This is a genomic window from Stutzerimonas stutzeri (assembly GCF_019090095.1).
In the GTDB taxonomy this organism is placed as follows: domain Bacteria; phylum Pseudomonadota; class Gammaproteobacteria; order Pseudomonadales; family Pseudomonadaceae; genus Stutzerimonas; species Stutzerimonas stutzeri_AN.
In genome coordinates this window covers 1,954,378-1,969,275 of the sequence record NZ_JAGQFP010000002.1, presented here as the reverse complement: position 1 = coordinate 1,969,275, position 14,898 = coordinate 1,954,378, and the positions used below count along the sequence as shown (strand labels likewise).

The following is a 14,898-nucleotide window of genomic DNA, read 5'->3' as shown; positions in this document are numbered from 1 at the left end:
GCGGGCGAATAGGCGCGCAGTATATATCGCGCCCCGCCATTCGCAGCGCATCATCGGCACTGTCAAAGACGCGTGCTACCGTTGCCCAACACAACCCGAACGGAGCCTTGCCATGGCGCTTGCTCAACTGATCGACACCACCCGCCTGACGGCACAGCTTGCCCAGCCGAACCTGCGCATTCTCGATTGCCGATTCGCCCTCGACGATCCGCAGTATGGAAAGCGTAGCTATGACCAGGGGCACATCCCCGGTGCGGTCTACCTGGATCTGGAGAAGGACCTGTCCGGCCCGGTTGTGCCCGGCCAGACCGGTCGGCATCCGCTGCCGTCGCCAGAACAACTGGTCGAGCGATTGCGCGAAGCAGGACTGCACGACGACAGCGAGGTGGTGCTCTACGACGATGGCCCCGGCGCCTTCGCGGCCAGAGTCTGGTGGTTGCTGGCCTGGCTCGGCAAGCGCAGCGGAGTATACCTGCTGGACGGAGGCCTCAAGGCCTGGCGTGCCGCCGGGGGCGCCGTGACCAGCGAACCGACTCGCGTCGAGCCCGGCAACTTCGAAGGCACTCCGGACAGCGCCATGCTGATCGACGCCGCACACCTCCTGGCCAACCTGCAGCAGCCCGGCCTGACGCTGCTCGACGCCCGCGCCCTGCCCCGCTTCAAAGGCGAACAGGAGCCCATCGATCCGGTTGCCGGACACATACCGGGCGCCCAGTGCGTCCCCTTCAATGGCAACCTCGACGAAGACGACCGCTTCCTTTCGCCGCAAGCCCTTCAAGCACGTTTCAGCCCGCTGGTCGCGACGGCGTCGGCTGACGGACTGGTGGCCTATTGCGGGTCCGGTGTGACCGCCTGCCACAACCTGTTCGCGCTCTGCCTGGCCGGCTATCCACTGGCGAAGCTGTACGCCGGTTCGTGGAGCGAATGGATCACCGATTCCCAGCGACCCGTGGCGCGATGACGGGACAGTACGAATCTGTCCGATCGGTCACGAAATGGTTAATCGGTTTTTCCCGGATATTCCGCCGTCTTTCGCTGCCGATCGTCACCCTTTTACGAAAAACTGCACTCTTCTCGTTGCAGCGAATCAAACATTGTTGATAGGGTCCGAGCCGCTTTTTCCCCTGGAGTACAACAATGAAAACAACTTGGTTGAAGACCGCGATCGCGGTAGCCGTAGGTGCGCTTTCCACTCAGGCCATGGCTGCTGGCTTCGCACTGAACGAACAGAGCATCAGCGGCATGGGCACCTCCTTCGCAGGCCGCTCCTCTTCTGCCGATGATGCCAGTACAGTTTTTGGAAACCCTGCTGGAATGGCGATGCTGAAGCGCGAGCAGGTGAGTTTCGGCATGGCGGCGATCAGTGCCAACACAGACATAAGCGACAGCTCCGGGTCGTTTTCTGGACCAGCGTTGGGGGGGGCAAGCCTGCCGTATGGCGGAAGCAACGATGGGGATATGGTCCCAGTTACCGCCGTCCCGATGGGTTACTACGTTAATCCGATCGATGAAAAGTGGGCCGTAGGGGTTGGCGTCTATGTACCGTTCGGGCTGGTGACCGATTACGAAAACGGTTTTCAGGGCCGCTACTTCGGTGATTACAGCGAAGTGCGCGTGATTACCGTGCAGCCCACCGTTAGCTACCGCTTCAATGAAAAGCTGTCGGTAGGCTTCGGCCCAACCATCAACCGTATCGACGGTGAGCTTCAAAGCAAGTCTCCCAACGCCGCCGGCCCGCTGGGCTCTAATGACGGTCGCGTGAAGGTCACTGGCGACGACACTGCGCTCGGCTTCAATGCCGGTCTGCTTTACGAATTTTCTCCACAAACACGAGCGGGCGTCACCTATCACTCGAAGGTTGCTTACAAGCTCAAGGGCGACACCGAACTATCCGGTGGCAGCTTCGCGCTAACCGGCGCTGCGGGCGACTACGACGCCTCGCTTGAGCTCGACACACCTGAGTCGGTTGACGTATCGCTTACTCATGAGCTCAACGATCAATGGACGCTGTACGGCGGTGCCGTGTGGACGCGCTGGAGCCGCTTCGAAGCGATTGTCATTGAAAACGACGGCATTCCGACCTCGCTGCAGGGCAATCTCGCTCCGATCGTGGAAGAGCAAGATTGGCATGACACTTGGTCCTATGCGATTGGCGCAGCGTACAAGTTGAACCGTGAATGGACGCTCCGGACAGGCTTGGCGTTCGACCAGAGCCCGACCAACAATACTCACCGTTCGCCGCGTATCCCAACGGGTGATCGCACTGCGATCAGCTTGGGGTTGGCGTGGAATCCGACCGAAGACGTTACTGTCGACCTTGCTTACTCGTACCTTCGCGAAGAAGAAGTCGACATTAGCCGCAGCCGTTCTTATCAAGGCGGTCTGCTCGAAGCCAACTACGACGCTACGTACAAGAATAGAGCGCACGGCTTCGGCGCTGGTTTGACCTATCGCTTCTGATGCACCCCGCCCCGACCGTCCGGTCGGGGCACCCTACCGCTATTTGCCCAGCGCTTTCTCTATTGCTCCGATCAGCTCGGGATCGTCCGGCTTGACCTTGCTGGAAAAATAGTCGATCACCCGGCCGTCGCGACCGACCACATACTTGTAGAAGTTCCAGCGCGGCGCCCCGCCGGCCTGCTCGGCCAACTCCCTGAACAACGGCGTCGCATCGCTACCGCGCACGGCTTGCGTCTGCGTCATGGGAAAGGTGACGCCGTAGTCCACGTAGCAGACCTTCGCCGTTTCCGCTTCATCATCCGACTCCTGAAAGAAATCATCCGAGGGTACGCCAAGCACGACCAGGCCCTCGTCCTTGTAGCGCTGATAGAGCGCCTCCAGCCCCTTGAATTGCGGTGCGAAGCCGCAAAAGCTCGCCGTGTTGACCACCACCAGCGCCTTGCCCTGGAAGGCTTCGCACAGATCAATGGTGTCTTTCGAGCGCAGCTTTGGTAGCTCGTGCTGCAAGAGCGCCGGACACTCTTGCGCATGAACGGGACCGGCCAGGGTGGCGAACACCAGCGAGGCGGCAAGCAGATAACGCTTCATAAGAACGCTCCGAGTGAGATGAGCACCACGCTACCCCCGAGCTGGCAAACCGGCAACGTCGGATGAAGTAGAGCGCTGCTTTGGCCGAGCCTGGGATAGCTGCCGGCTCGCCGACCAAACGGTGTCCTTCGCGGTCAAGACCGCTCCACTGGTGAGCACGGAAACTTTCGCTATATACAAAACTATACAGCGCTTGTCAGAATGGCCGCCCAACCCGGAGCCAGACCATGACTGACCCACATCCCCTCGGCCCGCTGCGCATCGACGGACAACTCTGGTTCAACCGTGGCGAGAAGGGCTATCTCGGTGGCAAGCGCATCGAACTGCTGGAGCAGATCGAGGCGAGCGGGTCCATCAGCCGTGCGGCCAAGGCTATCGGTTTGAGCTACAAGGCCGCCTGGGATGCGTTGGACGCGATGAACAACCTGTCCGAACGTCCGCTCGTGGTGCGCGCCGCAGGCGGCGCCAAGGGCGGCGGCACACAGCTGACCGAATTTGGCCGCGAGATGCTCAACGTCTGGCGGCGCATGCAACATGAATACGAACGCTTTCTCGCCCAGGTGGCGCAAGGCATCGACGGGTTCGACGACTTCGACAAACTACTGCGGGCCATTGCCATGAAAACCAGCGCACGCAACCAATTCCGCGGCCAGGTCGTTCAGGTTACCAAAGGCGCAGTCAATGCCAGCGTCAGCCTCGATATCGGCGAAGGCGTGATGATTACCGCCACCCTGACCAACGACAGCATCGACGAGCTCCAGCTGGCGCCGGGCAAGACCGCCATGGCGCTGATCAAGGCCAGTTTCGTGCTGCTGTCGCCCGATCCGACGGTAAAGATCAGTGCGCGTAATCGGCTGAGCGGCACCGTGAGCAGCCTGACACCCGGCGCAGTGAACTGCGAGGTCAAGTTACTGCTACCGGGAAACCGCACGCTGGGCGCGATCATCACCAACGAGAGCGCCGAAGAGCTGGGACTGGCGCTTGGAATGCCTTGCACGGCGCTGATCAAAGCGTCGCACGTCATCATCGCCGTGGACTGAGGACTATCATGAACCCCATTCGCTCGCTTGCCGCCTTGCTGACCGCCGCACTGATCCCACTTACCGGCCAAGCCGCCGAGGTACAGGTTGCCGTCGCGTCAAACTTCACCCAACCCATGCAGGTCATCGCCGAACGCTTCGAGCAGGACACCGGGCACAAGGCGGCGCTCGCGTTCGGCTCGACGGGCAAGCTGTACGCGCAGATCAGTAACGGCGCCCCGTTCGATGTGCTGCTGGCGGCGGACGAAGCGGTGCCGGCGAAACTGGAGCGCGAAGGCCTGGGTGTGGCCGAAAGCCGCTTTCCGTACGCCATCGGCACGCTGGTACTGTGGTCGGCTCGCCAAGACTATATCGAGGGCCAGAATGCACTTGCCGACCAGCCGTATCGACACCTGGCGGTCGCCAACCCGAAGACGGCGCCCTATGGCGCGGCGGCCATGGCGACACTGGAAAAACTCGGCCTGACCGAGTCAGTCCGTGGCCGGCTGGTGCAGGGTGAAAACATCGCCCAGGCGCATCAGTTCGTCGCCAGTGGCAACGCGGAGCTGGGCTTCGTCGCGCTGTCCCAGGTGGTGAAGGACGGCGCGATTGGTGAAGGCTCGGGCTGGGTCGTCCCATCCACCTACCATCCGCCTATCCGCCAGGATGCCCTCCTGCTGCTCAAGGGGCGCGACAACCCGGCGGCGCTCGCGCTGCTCGAATATCTCAGGAGCGAGCAAGCAGCCAACGTGATCAAAGCGTACGGCTACAGCCTGCAATGATGCCGTTGGACGACGTCGGCTTGGCCGCGGTTGTGCTGACGCTCAAGCTCGCCAGCGTCACGACGCTGCTGTTGCTGCTGATTGGCACCCCTATCGCCTGGTGGCTGGCGCGAACCCGCTCTCGGCTCAAGGGCCCGATCAGCGCAGTGGTGGCGCTACCGCTGGTGCTGCCGCCAACCGTATTGGGCTTTTACCTGCTGGTTGCACTGGGGCCCAACGGCCCGATCGGCCAGCTCACCCAGAGCCTCGGGATGGGCACGCTACCGTTCACTTTCGCCGGACTGGTCGTGGCCTCGGTGTTCTATTCCATGCCGTTCGTGGTGCAGCCCCTGCACAATGCCTTCGAAGCCATCGGCGAAGCGCCGCTGGAGGCTGCCGCCACCTTGCGCGCCGGTCCGCTGGATACCTTCTTCACGGTCGTGTTGCCGCTTGCCCGGCCAGGTTTCGTCACGGCCAGCGTCCTGGGCTTTGCCCATACCGTCGGGGAGTTCGGCGTCGTCCTGATGATTGGCGGCAACATTCCGGAGAAGACGCGCGTGCTGTCGGTGCAGATCTACGATCACGTTGAGGCCATGGAGTACGCACAGGCGCACTGGCTGGCCGGCGGCATGCTGGTGTTCTCCTTCGTGGTGCTGCTGGCGTTGTACGGCAGCCGGTCTCGGCAGGGTTTACGCAGATGAGCGACAGGTCAGGCGGCATCCACGCGCAGCTTCGCATGACCCATCCCGGTTTTCGGTTGGACGTTGAACTGACGCTGCCCGGCCGCGGCATTTCCGCATTGTTCGGTCCCTCCGGTTCCGGCAAGACCAGCTGCCTACGCAGCCTGGCAGGCTTGGAGAACCGCGCGGTGGGGCGCGTCGACGTCAACGGCGAATGCTGGCAGGACTCGACCAGCAGCCACTTCATCCCGCCACATCAGCGTCCGATCGGCTACGTCTTTCAGGACGCCAATCTGTTCGCCCACCTATCAGTGCGGGGCAACCTGGAGTACGGCATGAAGCGCGTCGAGCATGGCCAACGCCGCGTGGTCTGGGACCAGGCCGTCGAGCTGCTCGGCATTGGTCATCTGCTCGATCGTCGCCCCGACCGGCTCTCCGGCGGTGAACGGCAACGGACGGCCATCGCCCGCGCCTTGCTGACCAGCCCGGAACTGTTACTGCTGGATGAGCCGCTGGCGGCCCTGGACCTCAAGCGCAAGCAAGAGATCCTGCCCTACCTGGAGCGCCTGCATGACGAACTGGACATCCCGGTGATTTATGTCAGCCATGCGCCCGACGAGGTGGCGCGGCTGGCGGACTACCTGGTGCTGCTCGATGAAGGGCGGGTCGTCGCTCAAGGAGGGCTACAGGAAACCCTGGCCCGCCTCGACCTGCCAACGGCATTTGGCGACGACGCCGGTGTGGTGATCGACTCGGTGATTGCCGAACACGATCCGGACTACCACCTGACGCGCCTGGCGTTCCCCGGCGGCGAGGTGTTGGTGGCCAGGCGCGACGAAGCCGTCGGTCGCCCGCTGCGCTTTCGGGTACATGCGCGCGACGTCAGCCTGGCGCTGGAAAAAGCCGAGGGCACCAGCATCAGCAACCTGCTGCCGGCGCGCGTGGAGCAAGTCGTGGCGGCGGACACCCCGGCCCATGTACTGGTGCGATTGAATGCCCAGGGCACGCCTTTGCTGGCCCGTATCACGCGCCGTTCGGCCGATCAGTTGGCCGTGCAGCCGGGCAAAACCCTCTGGGCGCAGATCAAGGCCGTTGCCCTGCTCGGCTAGGCCCATTCAAAGCCCAAGGGCCAAGGCAACCAGCACGGCGCACTCTACCAATTCCACCAACGCGCCCGCGGTATCGCCCGTGGTACCACCGATGCGTCGACACATCGCCCGACGCGCTAGCCAGCCGACGCCGGCGGCGGCCGCCAGTGCCAGCCAGCCGCTCGAACCCAGTGCCAGGCAAACCAGCACGATCGCCCCGAGCACGATATGAACGGCATTACGCGGCATCTGCTCAACCAGGACCTGACCGAGCCCGCCCGGTCGCACGTAGGGCGTCGTCAGAAACAAGCCCAGCAAGGCACTGCGCCCAAGCAGTGGGGCCAGCAGCAGCGCCAGATGCTGCTCGGCGACCAGCAACGTCCAGAGGGCGGCGAACTTGAGCAACAGCAGCAATACCAGCACCACCACCGCTATCGGACCGCTGCGCGGGTCCTTCATGATCGCCAGGGTACGTTCCCGATCGCCGAAGCCGCCGAGCCAGGCATCGGCACTGTCGGCCAGGCCGTCCAGATGCAATCCGCCGGTCAGCGCGACCCAGCCCGTCAGCAGCAGTGCCGCCAGCAACGGTGCCGCGGTGACATCGAGGGCTGCGCCAGCGAGCCATAGCATCGCCCCCAGCAGCACACCCACACCGGGGTAATGCAGCAGTGATCGGCCTACCGCCTGCGGCTCGGGCATGCCGTCGAGGCGCACGGGCAGGCTGGTCAGAAACTGCAGCGCAATCAGGAACGGCTGCACGCTTCCTCCATCCAGAGCGTGGCATCGCGAAAGCCGATTTTCAGTCCGAACAGGTCAGCGTGCCGCACCTCGACCTGCAGCAGTTGCTGGCGAGGCAATCCCCGCGCCTCGGCCAATAGCAGCCGCATCACCCCGCCGTGCGTCACCAGCAATACCCGCTCGCCAGCACAACGGTCGGTGAGCCGCTCAAGGGCGGTGAGAATGCGCGCTTCGAACGCCACCAACGGCTCGCCTCCCGGCGGAGTGAAACCGTAAGGATCGTTCCATAACCGGCCGAGCTCGACGCTGTGATCGACCATCAGCTCCGCTGCCGTACGCCCTTCCCAGTCGCCGAAGTCCAGTTCGCGAAAGGCGGGCTCTATTTCCAGTTCAAGCTGCTGGCGCTCGGCCAGTTCCTGCGCGAACTGAGCACAGCGCAAGAGTGGCGAGCTGACGATTCGTTGCCACGGCCCAGCGTCCTGCACAGCCTGGCGTAGCTGCTGCCAACCCGTGGCGGTCAACGCGTCATCGAGGCGGCCGCGAAACCCGCCACCGGCGACGGTCTCGCCGTGACGCAACAGGTCAAGCCGAAGGGTCATGGTCACGTCCGCAAACTGCCGCCTCGGCAAAGGTTGCCATGCCGTGGTGCAGCTCGCAGGCCAGCCGCAGCAGCGGCACAGCGAGCGCCGCACCGCTGCCCTCGCCCAGCCGCAGACCGAGATCGAGCAAGGGCTGCGCCTCGAGCGCGTCGAGCACCGCCCGGTGTCCCGGCTCGGCGGAGCGATGGGCAAACAGCAGCCAGTCGCGACAGGCCGGGTTCAGCCGTACCGCGCACAGCGCCGCAACCGTGCAGATGAAGCCATCCACCAACGCCACGATGCCCTGCTGCGCGCAGGCCAAGAAGGCGCCGGTAAGCGCCGTCAACTCGAAACCACCCACGCGCCGCATCCAAGCCAGCGTGTCATGGTCGCCGGCATGCAGCGCCAGGGCGCGCTCGATCACCTCGCGCTTGCGCGCCACACCGGCTTCGCCCAACCCCGTCCCAGGGCCAGCGAGATCATGAGGTTCGCGCGCCAGCAGCGCACAGGCCAGCGCCGCGGCCGTCGTCGTGTTGCCGATGCCCATCTCGCCACCGATGAACAAGGCGCACTGTTGCTCGTGCGCACGCAGTACCGCGTCACGCCCGGCCCGCATGGCCTGCAGGCAGGCATCAGCGCTCATCGCCGGGCCTTCGGCGAAATTCGCCGTACCCGGGCCTAACGCCAGATGCCGCACGCCAGGCAAGGGCCCGCTCGGCGTCGCCGTGCCCAGGTCGACCACCTCGAGCTGCGCGCCTAACTGACGGGCCAGTACGCTGATCGCCGCGCCGCCGTTGACGAAATTGCCGAGCATTTGCCCAGTCACCGACTGCGGAAACGCCGAGACACCCTCGGCGACGACGCCGTGATCGCCAGCAAAGACGGTGATCCAGATCGGGTCCACGCTCGGCCGGGCCTGGCCACGCAGGGCCGCTAATTGCGGGACCAACGCATCGAGGCGTCCCAATGCACCGCCCGGCTTGGTCAGTTGCGCGTCGCGCTCGACGGCTGCCAGGCGTGCCTCTTCGTCCAGAGGGCGGCACGGTGCCAGCCACCAGTGTTCGGTCAAAGCGGTTCTCCTTTAAGCGTCATCGGCAAACCCGCCACGGTGAAGACCACACGTTCGCTACGCTCGGCCAGCGCCTGATGCAGCCAGCCCGCCTCGTCGACATAACGCCGGCTCAGCTCGCCCAGTGGCACCACGCCGAGGCCAGTTTCGTTGCTCACCAGCAGCACCCTGCCCGGCAACGCCAGCAGGCAGTCGAGCAGCGCATCCCGCTCGGCTACCAGGCGCGCCGTATCGTCCAGCATCAACAGGTTGGTCAACCACAGCGTCAGGCAATCCACCAGCAGGCAGCGATCAGGTGCCGCCTGCGCTCGCAACGCCGCGGCCAGAGCCAGCGGCTCTTCGATCAGCCCCCAGTCAGAAGGCCGGCGCGCTTGGTGCTGCGCGACACGTGCGCTCATCTCACCGTCCAGCGGCTGGCTGGTGGCGATGTAGGTGACCGTCAGGCCGCTCTCGCCTGCCAGCCGCTCGGCCAGCCGACTTTTACCGGAACGGGCACCGCCGAGAATCAGTTCGATCATGCTGTGGTCACTCCGGGGCAAGGCCGCACAGGCTTTTCAACCGCGCGGTATCCAGGTGCGCCTCGACCAGGTCGGCCAGGCGCTCGATGTCACGTTCGCGCAGGGCGTGGTAGTCGACTCGCTCTGCCTGATTCAGCCCGGCCCAGCCCAGCAGCGCCTGGCAGGCCTCGGGGCTTTCGAAAAGACCATGAAGATAGGTGCCCAGTACCTGCCCATCGGGACTGACGGCCCCTTCCATCCGCCCGTCCTCAAGCTGAACGGCCGCGCATTCCAGCGCCGGGCCCTGGCTGACACCGGCGTGGATTTCATAGCCACTGATCGCGGCGTTGCCGAATCGCAGGCGCCCGCGCACGTTGCGCAGTTGCTTGTGCGCCGCCAGCTCGGTGGTCAGTGCCAGCAGGCCCAGGCCTTCGCTGTGTCCGGCCTCACCCTCGATTCCCAGCGGGTCGGCAATCCGCTCGCCGAGCATCTGCAGCCCGCCGCAGATGCCGAGCACCTTTCCGCCGTAGCGCAGGTGACGGTGGATCGCCGAGTCCCAGCCGTTGGCGCGCAACCAGGCGAGGTCGGCGCGAACGCTTTTCGAGCCGGGCAGAATGATCAGATCGGCACCCGGGATCGCCTGCCCGGGGCCGACGAATTGCAGATCCACCTGCGGATGCAAGCGCAGCGGATCGAAGTCGGTGTGGTTGCTGATGCGTGGCAGGGCCGGCACCACAACCTTGAGTGTGTGTTCGGTCTTGGCCGATTGACGCAGGTCGATCGCGTCTTCGGCTTCCAGATGGAAATCCATCAGATAGGGCAGCACGCCGAGCACCGGCTTGCCGGTGCGTCGTTCGAGCCAGTCCAAGCCCGGCTGCAGTAGCGCGATATCGCCGCGAAATCGGTTGATCACGAAGCCCTGAATCCGTGCTTGCTCGCTTGGGCTGAGTAGCTCCAGCGTGCCGACCAGATGGGCGAAGACGCCGCCCTTGTCGATATCGGCAATCAGGATTACCGGGCAATCGACCGCTTCGGCAAAGCCCATATTGGCGATGTCGTTGGCGCGCAGGTTGATCTCGGCGGGTGAACCGGCGCCCTCGACCATTACCACCTGATACGCCTCGCTCAGCCGGCGATGAGAGGTCAGCACCGCCTCCATCGCTACGCGCTTGTAGTCGTGGTAGGCCACCGCATCCATGTTGCTGACCGCGCGCCCCTGGATGATCACCTGGGCGCCGACGTCGCTGTTGGGTTTGAGCAGGATCGGATTCATGTCGGTATGCGGTGCGAGCCCAGCCGCCTGGGCCTGCACCGCCTGGGCGCGGCCGATCTCGCCGCCGTCCGCCGTCACCGCGCTGTTGAGCGCCATGTTCTGCGGCTTGAACGGTGCCACCGCCACCCGCTGGCGACGCAGCCAGCGGCACAGCGCCGTGACCAGCGTGCTCTTGCCGGCATCCGACGTCGTGCCTTGCACCATCAGCGTGCTCATTGTTCGGCCTCTCGATACTGTGCCAGCGCGTCCGTCAGGCGAGACCAACCCGCCTCATCGGGCGGAAGGCCGAAACGCAGGCTGGGGGGATAGTGAAAGCGTCGCACCAGAATGCCTCGGCGGGCGAACGCCTCGTAGAGCCGATCGGTTTCCTCGGTGACAACCCACTGAAACAGACCGCAGCCCCCGACAGGCGCCAGTTCGCTCGCGGTCAACAGCTGCACCAGGCGCTGGGCATCGGCCAGAAGCCGCTCACGCTGGCGCTGCTGCCCCTCGCGATCGGCCAGCAATGACGCCGCAATGAACCGAGTCGGCCCAGCGACCGGCCAGGGCCCGAGCTGCGTTCCCAACGCAGTCAAGAGCTCGGCCTCGGCGAGTACAAAGCCGAGCCGCGCGCCGGCCATGGCGAAGAACTTGCCGAACGAGCGCAACACGATCAGCCCTGGCAGGTGCGCGTACGCTGCCAGGCTGCTGTCGGGCGAGAGGTCCATGAAGGCTTCGTCGACCACCAGCCAGCCGCCACGCGCCGCCAACTGGGCATGCCAGGCCAACAGCTGCTCGACAGGCACCAACCGCCCGGTGGGATTGTTCGGATTCACCACAACCAGGACATCGAGGCCATCGAGCGCGCGCGGTACGCTGCCTTCGCTGAACTCGCTGAGCCGATGCCCTTCGCGACGCCAGGCCTCGGCATGCTCGGCATAGCAAGGCGAAACGATGCCGACCTGCAGCCCACGTCTGAGCCTGGGAAGCATCTGGATAGCCGCCTGCGAGCCGGCCACGGGCAGCAGCGAGGCGACACCATAGTAATCACGGGCGACGGCTTCGAGTTCGTCGTCGGCTTCCGGCAGGCGATTCCACACCTCGCAGGGGATCGCCGGCACGTCGAACCCATATGGCGCAATACCGGTGGACAGGTCGAGCCACTGTGGCAAGGGAATCTCGAAAGTCCGCGCGGCCGCGCGCAACCGTCCGCCGTGCTCAAGCATCCAGCCAGCCCCCCAGCAGCAACGCCAGCAGCCAGAGCCCGACGCCCGCCCAGACCATATCCAGCGCGCGTTCGATATCACGCGCCGTCGGGGCCTGCCCCTCCCCCAATGTCGGCCTTTGGTGCAGTTCACCGTGATAGATGGCCGGACCGCCCAGCGACAGGCCCAGCGCGCCCGCCCCGGCCGCCATCACCGGCCCGGCGTTGGGGCTGTCCCACAGCGGCGCTTGCCGACGCCAACAGCGCCAGGCTCGGCGTGTCTGACCCAGCAACGCATAGGTCAAGGCGACGAGCCGGGCCGGCACGAAATTGAGTGCGTCGTCGATTCGCGCCGCCGCCCAACCGAAGCGCTCGAAGCGTGAACTGCGATAGCCCCACATGGCATCCAGGGTATTGCTCAGACGGTACAGCACCACGCCAGGTCCGCCGGCGATGGCGAACCAGAACAGCGCCGCGAATACCGCATCGCTGCCATTCTCCAGGGCCGACTCGGTCGCCGCGCGTGCCACCGCCTGTTCATCGAGCGCGCTGGTGTCCCGGCTGACGATGAAGCCGACCCGCCGACGTGCCTCGGCCAGATCACCCTGGCGCAGGGCGAGCGCCACCGGGACCAGATGCTCACCCAGGCTGCGCAGCCCCAAGGCCATGTATAGCAGCACGATCTCGACGAGCCAGCCCACGCCGGGTAACAGGCTTAGCAGCCAGGCAAGGGCCGTCAACGGCAGCACGGCCAGGCACCAGGCCGTGACACCATGACTGCGCCAGCCGCGGCCATCGGGCCCATTGAACTGCGCTTCCAAACGATCCGCCAAGCGACCGAACAGCACCAAGGGATGGCAGCGACGCGGCTCGCCGAGCACGATGTCCAGGCCGATGCCAGCCACGCAGCTCAGCGCCACGCTCACTCGCCCGTCCCCCAACCGTTATGAAACAACAGCTCGTCCAGCGGCCGGGGCTGGGTCCAGTCGGTCAACGCCAGCATCGGCGCCGGGTAGAATTCGGCGACCGGGCCCAGACAGATCACCGCCACCGGTTGGGCGCCCTCGGGCATTTCCATCAGCGCAGCCAGTGCCTGCGGATCGAACAGCGATACCCAGCCCATCCCCAACCCTTCCGCGCGGGCGGCGAGCCACAGGTTTTGAATGGCGCAGGCGACCGAAGCCAGGTCCATCTCGGGCATGGTGCGGCGACCGAAGACATGCGCGTCGCGCCCGTCCATCAAGGCCACCACGAGCAATTCAGCGCACTCGCGAACTCCCTCGACCTTCAACTGCATGAAGCTGCTGCCTCGCTCGCCCAAGGCCTCTGCGGTCCGCTGACGTTCCTCGTCTACCAGCCCGGCTATCGCCTCGCGCAACTCAATCCGAGTGATGCGGATGAACCGCCAAGGCTGCATCAGCCCGACGCTGGGCGCCCTGTGCGCGGCTTCCAGCAACCGCCCGAGCAGCTCGGGCTCGACCTTACCGGCCACGAAGTGACGCATGTCGCGCCGTTCGGCGATGGCGCGGTACACGCCGGCGCGCTCGGCCTCAGAAAAGGCATGCCAGCTCATGGGCGAAACAGCGCGGCGGCTGCCTCCGGTGCCGAGGGCAGATACAGGTGGATATAGCTGGCGGTCAACCGGCCCTGCCGATACACCGCTTCGGCGGTGCGCTTGTAGTTCGGGCACTGCCCATACGCCACCGGCTGCAGCGCTGTCTCAAGCGACGAGTGATGATAGGTGTGCCCGCGCAGACGGCCCTCCGGCAGCTCCACTTCCTGCAACGCCAGCGCCGTGAGTCGTGACTGCAACCGGGCCTCACCTGGCAACAATCCAAGCATCGCTTCGCGGACGCCGTCCTGATCGGTGAGGCCGTCGAGCAAATAGAGCATGCCGCCACACTCAGCGAGGATCGGCTTGCCGGCCGCATGATGCGCGCGGATGGCATTGCCGATCGGCAGATTGCGGGTAAGCGCCTGCATGTGCAGCTCCGGGTAACCGCCAGGCAGATACAGGCTGTCCACCGCCGGCAGCCGCGCATAACGCAGCGGCGAAAAGAACAGCAACTCGGCGCCAAGCGCGCGCAGGATATCGAGGTTGGCCTGGTAGATGAAGGCGAATGCCGAATCGCGCGCCACCCCGATTCGCACCCCTTGCAGCAGAGGCGGCAGCTCGATGGGGTCGGCTGGCTTGAAGCACACCGGGGCCGGCAGTTCGCTGTCGGCACTGGCCTGCAGCGCATCGGCCACCGCATCGAGACGGGCATCCAGATCAGCCAGTTCCTGCGCCTGCACCAATCCCAGATGGCGACTCGGCAGATGGCCCGTCTCACTGCGCGGCAGCGCACCGAACCAGCCGATGTGCGGCGGCAGGCAATCGCGCAGGATCTCCCCGTGGCGGCTGCTGCCGACGCGGTTGGCGAGCACGCCGGCGAATGGCAGATCCGCTTGATAGCTCGCCAGGCCGTGGGCCAAGGCGCCGAACGTCTGGGCCATGGCCGACCCGTCCACCACCGAAAGAATCGGGATACCGAAGTGCCGGGCCAGATCGGCAGCCGACGGCGTCCCATCGAACAGCCCCATCACGCCCTCGATCAGGATCAGGTCGGCCTCGCCGGCCGCCTCCCACAACAACCGCCGGCTCTGCGCCTCGCCGACCATCCACAGATCGAGCTGGTAGACCGGGTGACCGCTGGCCCGCGCCAGCACCATCGGGTCGAGAAAATCAGGTCCGCATTTGAACACCCGTACCCGCTTGCCCTGACGCCTGTGCAAGCGTGCCAGGCCAGCCGTCACGGTGGTCTTGCCCTGGCCGGACGCGGGCGCGGCGATCAGTAGCGCCGGGCAGGTTCTAGTGGCCATCGCGGTCTTTCCAGCCGGTCATCGCGACCTCTCGTTTCGCCCACGCGCCGCAGCGCCGCGCAGCATCGTTGGGTGGAGACGCTTCCCCCATCCACCGATTGC

Annotated in this window: 16 protein-coding genes; 6 read left to right on the top strand and 10 right to left on the bottom strand. The window is 65.3% G+C overall.

The annotated features are described in order from the left end of the window. Positions 1–112: 112 nt before the first annotated feature. Together KVO92_RS18845 and KVO92_RS18840 are read left to right on the top strand one after the other, a co-directional pair. Positions 113–961, top strand: coding sequence for a sulfurtransferase (locus KVO92_RS18845; protein ID WP_217477040.1), 849 nt, complete (start codon positions 113–115; stop codon positions 959–961). A gap of 176 nt (positions 962–1,137) precedes the next feature. Beyond that, complete coding sequence (locus KVO92_RS18840; RefSeq protein ID WP_217477039.1) at positions 1,138–2,460, top strand: OmpP1/FadL family transporter; 1,323 nt, start codon at positions 1,138–1,140, stop codon at positions 2,458–2,460. A gap of 39 nt (positions 2,461–2,499) precedes the next feature. On the opposite strand, the gene KVO92_RS18835 is transcribed toward KVO92_RS18840, so the two are convergent. Beyond that, positions 2,500–3,048: a glutathione peroxidase gene (locus tag KVO92_RS18835; RefSeq protein ID WP_217477038.1), complete on the bottom strand. Its 549-nt coding sequence runs from the start codon at positions 3,046–3,048 to the stop codon at positions 2,500–2,502. A 227-nt stretch (positions 3,049–3,275) separates the two neighbouring features. Here KVO92_RS18835 and KVO92_RS18830 point away from each other — a divergent pair, with 227 nt between their 5' ends. The 4 genes from KVO92_RS18830 to modC are packed head-to-tail and all read left to right on the top strand — an operon-like array spanning position 3,276 to position 6,617. After that, positions 3,276–4,088 carry a TOBE domain-containing protein gene (locus tag KVO92_RS18830; protein ID WP_217477037.1) on the top strand — a complete coding sequence of 271 codons (813 nt, stop codon included), beginning with the start codon at positions 3,276–3,278 and terminating at the stop codon, positions 4,086–4,088. Positions 4,089–4,096: 8 nt separating this feature from the next. Then, positions 4,097–4,849: a molybdate ABC transporter substrate-binding protein gene (gene modA, locus KVO92_RS18825; protein ID WP_217477036.1), complete on the top strand. Its 753-nt coding sequence runs from the start codon at positions 4,097–4,099 to the stop codon at positions 4,847–4,849. Then, on the top strand, positions 4,849–5,529 hold the full coding sequence (gene modB, locus KVO92_RS18820) for a molybdate ABC transporter permease subunit (protein ID WP_217477305.1): 681 nt from the start codon (positions 4,849–4,851) through the stop codon (positions 5,527–5,529). Before modA ends, modB begins: the two co-directional genes overlap by 1 nt. Further along, the gene (gene modC, locus KVO92_RS18815) at positions 5,526–6,617 is read left to right on the top strand and encodes a molybdenum ABC transporter ATP-binding protein (protein ID WP_217477035.1); all 1,092 of its coding nucleotides are present in this window, start codon (positions 5,526–5,528) and stop codon (positions 6,615–6,617) included. The genes modB and modC overlap by 4 nt, the downstream gene beginning before the upstream one ends. 6 nt (positions 6,618–6,623) lie before the next feature. Here the strand turns inward: modC and KVO92_RS18810 are convergent, their stop codons facing one another. Genes KVO92_RS18810 through KVO92_RS18770 form a run of 9 tightly spaced genes read right to left on the bottom strand, consistent with a single transcriptional unit; the run spans position 6,624 to position 14,796 of the window. Further along, on the bottom strand, positions 6,624–7,355 hold the full coding sequence (locus KVO92_RS18810; protein ID WP_217477034.1) for an adenosylcobinamide-GDP ribazoletransferase: 732 nt from the start codon (positions 7,353–7,355) through the stop codon (positions 6,624–6,626). After that, on the bottom strand, positions 7,340–7,933 hold the full coding sequence (gene cobC, locus KVO92_RS18805; protein WP_217477033.1) for an alpha-ribazole phosphatase family protein: 594 nt from the start codon (positions 7,931–7,933) through the stop codon (positions 7,340–7,342). Before cobC ends, KVO92_RS18810 begins: the two co-directional genes overlap by 16 nt. After that, a complete protein-coding gene (cobT, locus tag KVO92_RS18800; protein ID WP_217477032.1) occupies positions 7,917–8,981 on the bottom strand; it encodes a nicotinate-nucleotide--dimethylbenzimidazole phosphoribosyltransferase in 1,065 nt (354 codons plus the stop codon). Before cobT ends, cobC begins: the two co-directional genes overlap by 17 nt. After that, positions 8,978–9,499, bottom strand: a complete 522-nt coding sequence (gene cobU, locus KVO92_RS18795; RefSeq protein ID WP_217477031.1) for a bifunctional adenosylcobinamide kinase/adenosylcobinamide-phosphate guanylyltransferase — start codon at positions 9,497–9,499, stop codon at positions 8,978–8,980. The genes cobT and cobU overlap by 4 nt, the downstream gene beginning before the upstream one ends. 7 nt (positions 9,500–9,506) lie before the next feature. Then, complete coding sequence (locus tag KVO92_RS18790) at positions 9,507–10,967, bottom strand: cobyric acid synthase (protein ID WP_217477030.1); 1,461 nt, start codon at positions 10,965–10,967, stop codon at positions 9,507–9,509. After that, positions 10,964–11,956, bottom strand: coding sequence for a threonine-phosphate decarboxylase CobD (gene cobD / locus KVO92_RS18785; RefSeq protein WP_217477029.1), 993 nt, complete (start codon positions 11,954–11,956; stop codon positions 10,964–10,966). Before cobD ends, KVO92_RS18790 begins: the two co-directional genes overlap by 4 nt. Further along, positions 11,949–12,860 carry an adenosylcobinamide-phosphate synthase CbiB gene (gene cbiB / locus KVO92_RS18780; protein ID WP_217477028.1) on the bottom strand — a complete coding sequence of 304 codons (912 nt, stop codon included), beginning with the start codon at positions 12,858–12,860 and terminating at the stop codon, positions 11,949–11,951. Before cbiB ends, cobD begins: the two co-directional genes overlap by 8 nt. Continuing rightward, positions 12,857–13,507, bottom strand: a complete 651-nt coding sequence (gene bluB, locus KVO92_RS18775) for a 5,6-dimethylbenzimidazole synthase (protein WP_217477027.1) — start codon at positions 13,505–13,507, stop codon at positions 12,857–12,859. Before bluB ends, cbiB begins: the two co-directional genes overlap by 4 nt. Beyond that, the gene (locus KVO92_RS18770) at positions 13,504–14,796 is read right to left on the bottom strand and encodes a cobyrinate a,c-diamide synthase (RefSeq protein WP_217477026.1); all 1,293 of its coding nucleotides are present in this window, start codon (positions 14,794–14,796) and stop codon (positions 13,504–13,506) included. Before KVO92_RS18770 ends, bluB begins: the two co-directional genes overlap by 4 nt. Positions 14,797–14,898 lie beyond the last annotated feature (102 nt).

Coding starts and splice junctions, on each gene's coding strand:
- KVO92_RS18835 (WP_217477038.1), bottom strand. CDS start 3,048: ATGAAGCGTTATCTGCTTGCCGCCTCGCTGGTGTTCGCCACCCTGGCC.
- modC (WP_217477035.1), top strand. CDS start 5,526: ATGAGCGACAGGTCAGGCGGCATCCACGCGCAGCTTCGCATGACCCAT.
- cobU (WP_217477031.1), bottom strand. CDS start 9,499: ATGATCGAACTGATTCTCGGCGGTGCCCGTTCCGGTAAAAGTCGGCTG.
- KVO92_RS18790 (WP_217477030.1), bottom strand. CDS start 10,967: ATGAGCACGCTGATGGTGCAAGGCACGACGTCGGATGCCGGCAAGAGC.
- modB (WP_217477305.1), top strand. CDS start 4,849: ATGCCGTTGGACGACGTCGGCTTGGCCGCGGTTGTGCTGACGCTCAAG.
- cobC (WP_217477033.1), bottom strand. CDS start 7,933: ATGACCCTTCGGCTTGACCTGTTGCGTCACGGCGAGACCGTCGCCGGT.
- KVO92_RS18770 (WP_217477026.1), bottom strand. CDS start 14,796: ATGGCCACTAGAACCTGCCCGGCGCTACTGATCGCCGCGCCCGCGTCC.
- modA (WP_217477036.1), top strand. CDS start 4,097: ATGAACCCCATTCGCTCGCTTGCCGCCTTGCTGACCGCCGCACTGATC.
- KVO92_RS18840 (WP_217477039.1), top strand. CDS start 1,138: ATGAAAACAACTTGGTTGAAGACCGCGATCGCGGTAGCCGTAGGTGCG.
- KVO92_RS18830 (WP_217477037.1), top strand. CDS start 3,276: ATGACTGACCCACATCCCCTCGGCCCGCTGCGCATCGACGGACAACTC.
- cobD (WP_217477029.1), bottom strand. CDS start 11,956: ATGCTTGAGCACGGCGGACGGTTGCGCGCGGCCGCGCGGACTTTCGAG.
- KVO92_RS18845 (WP_217477040.1), top strand. CDS start 113: ATGGCGCTTGCTCAACTGATCGACACCACCCGCCTGACGGCACAGCTT.
- bluB (WP_217477027.1), bottom strand. CDS start 13,507: ATGAGCTGGCATGCCTTTTCTGAGGCCGAGCGCGCCGGCGTGTACCGC.